Consider the following 1,931-nt stretch of genomic DNA (forward strand, 5'->3'; position numbering starts at 1 on the left):
TTTAGATTTATCTTAAACTTTCCCCTACCTCTTATAATTCCTACAAACATTCCTACTATCTTACACTCATAGATGCTGTATCTTACTGGCAAGTAGATAGGATTATAAGATATTAGCATAAACTCATTACCTTGCTTGTAGCACTCTTTTATCATAAGTCCATCAGGCGTGTTTATAGCATAAATTTCACCATCTTTAAACTCAGCTCCTACTGCTATAAAACAACTATCCCCATCCATTATATAAGGCTCCATGCTCTCGCCAATAGCTTTGATTATATCAATCTTTCCTAAAAACTTAACATTACTTTTTTCTAAAATTTGCTCACTTATAACTACATTTTGAAAGCTTTCATCATCATTATTTGCCCCACCGCCTAAAGAAGCCCCCACATCAAACATCCTTAATGTTTTTAAATTATCGCTATTACTGGCGTCTTTGCCATAAAAAAAGAGATTAATTGAAATCCCTTCTTTAAACAAAAAATCTAGTATCTGTTTATATGGTACTGAGTTTCTAAATTTGAGCTGGGCGTAGTTGTTTGGATCTATTCCTAAAGCATCAGCCACGTCTTTATCTTTTATGAGTTTATCTTTAAATTTATTTGATAAGATATCTTTTAATCTTTCATTGATTTGTTCCATTGTCATTTTTACACCTTATTATAAAATATAAGATAAATTTAGCATATTTTTGTATTAAATTAATAAAATATTATTTTTTATAATTTATTTTTATAAACAACAGCCAAAGCACAGTATAGTAGAGTTATACTCTTTTTATAAAAGTAAAGGAAATAAAATGATATTTATAAACTTAGAAGCAAACGATATAAGCCTTATAAAAGAGCTTTTTATGGAAGAAGAAGTTTATAGCGATACAGCTGTTCAAATTGATAATAAAATAGGTTATATAAAAAACTCAAATAGTGCTCAAAGCGTTTTTTATTATGTTAGTGGGCATTTAGAAGGTAAAACACTTTATCTAAAAAATGGTGAGATAAATCTTGGTTATTAAAGGGCGATTAATCACCCTTTAAAGTCTTAGTAATTCATTATTATAAGCTCTTTAGCCTTTTTATTTATTGAGTTTATATTTAGGCTATAATTAGTTGAAACCTCTTTAATATTAAAGTCTTTGTAAAGCTTTCTTACCACCGGGCAGTCATTATATGAAAGTATAAATTTAGCCCTTACACCTTTTAAAATCAAAGCTAAGTTCTCATGGCTTTTTAAATCAAACGTCCTTGGCATTTTGTAGTAACTTTCAGTTCCAACATATGGTGGATCTAAATAAAATAAAGTATCCACTCCATCATACTCTTTTATAAATTTTTCATAGCTTAAGTTTTCTATCACAGCCATTTTTAAACGCTTACTATAAATTTCAAAGCTTTTATAGATGTTTTTTGGACTTCTTAAGCTTTTACTCATCGCAAAGTTATCCATCTTAGCTCCAAAGCTAAGGCTTATCAAATAGTAGTAAAACGCTGCTTTTTGCACATTATTTCTTGGCTTTATAGCTTTATTTTTTATTAACTCAAAAATCTCTCTACTTCTTAGCATATTGTTAAGCTCTATTTGAAGACTTATGGGTCTTGACTTTATAATTCGGTGCAAGTTTATAAGATCACTATTTATATCGTTAATAATTTCTAGCTTTGAAGGAGCCTTTTGGTAAAATACGCTCAAAGCACCACCAAATACTTCAGCATAGGTTTTATGCTCTGGCATTAGGGCTATTATATCTTTTGCTAACCTTGACTTCCCACCAACCCAAGCAAATGGGGCACGACATTTTGCATAAGTTTTACATTTTAGTTTAAAGTTTTTCATAACTTTCCTTTTAAAATGTAATTTTTTTAGCATAAGTTTTAAATAGTGGTAAAATGCCACTTGCATAGGTTTTACAGGGGGTTAATCCCCCTAAAA

Annotated in this window: 3 protein-coding genes; 1 reads left to right on the forward strand and 2 read right to left on the reverse strand. The window is 29.7% G+C overall.

Going from position 1 to position 1,931, the window contains the following annotated elements:
• A partial coding sequence (locus O6B72_RS09255) for a S24 family peptidase (RefSeq protein ID WP_269492984.1) occupies positions 1–650 on the reverse strand: 650 nt, incomplete at its 3' end.
• Positions 651–801: 151 nt separating this feature from the next.
• On the opposite strand from O6B72_RS09255, the gene O6B72_RS09260 reads away from it, so the two are divergent.
• The gene (locus tag O6B72_RS09260) at positions 802–1,017 is read left to right on the forward strand and encodes a hypothetical protein (RefSeq protein ID WP_101636617.1); all 216 of its coding nucleotides are present in this window, start codon (positions 802–804) and stop codon (positions 1,015–1,017) included.
• 26 nt (positions 1,018–1,043) lie between these two features.
• Here the strand turns inward: O6B72_RS09260 and O6B72_RS09265 are convergent, their stop codons facing one another.
• Entirely contained in the window at positions 1,044–1,835 is a 792-nt protein-coding gene (locus O6B72_RS09265; protein WP_269492985.1) for a DNA adenine methylase, read from the reverse strand.
• Between the last annotated feature and the right edge of the window lie 96 nt (positions 1,836–1,931).

Origin of the sequence: Campylobacter ureolyticus, assembly GCF_027277485.1 — a bacterium.
In the GTDB taxonomy this organism is placed as follows: domain Bacteria; phylum Campylobacterota; class Campylobacteria; order Campylobacterales; family Campylobacteraceae; genus Campylobacter_B; species Campylobacter_B ureolyticus_B.

What these genes read in the sequence shown, in the direction of transcription:
- O6B72_RS09260 (WP_101636617.1), top strand. Translation starts at nt 802, where the DNA reads ATGATATTTATAAACTTAGAAGCAAACGATATAAGCCTTATAAAAGAG.
- O6B72_RS09265 (WP_269492985.1), bottom strand. Translation starts at nt 1,835, where the DNA reads ATGAAAAACTTTAAACTAAAATGTAAAACTTATGCAAAATGTCGTGCC.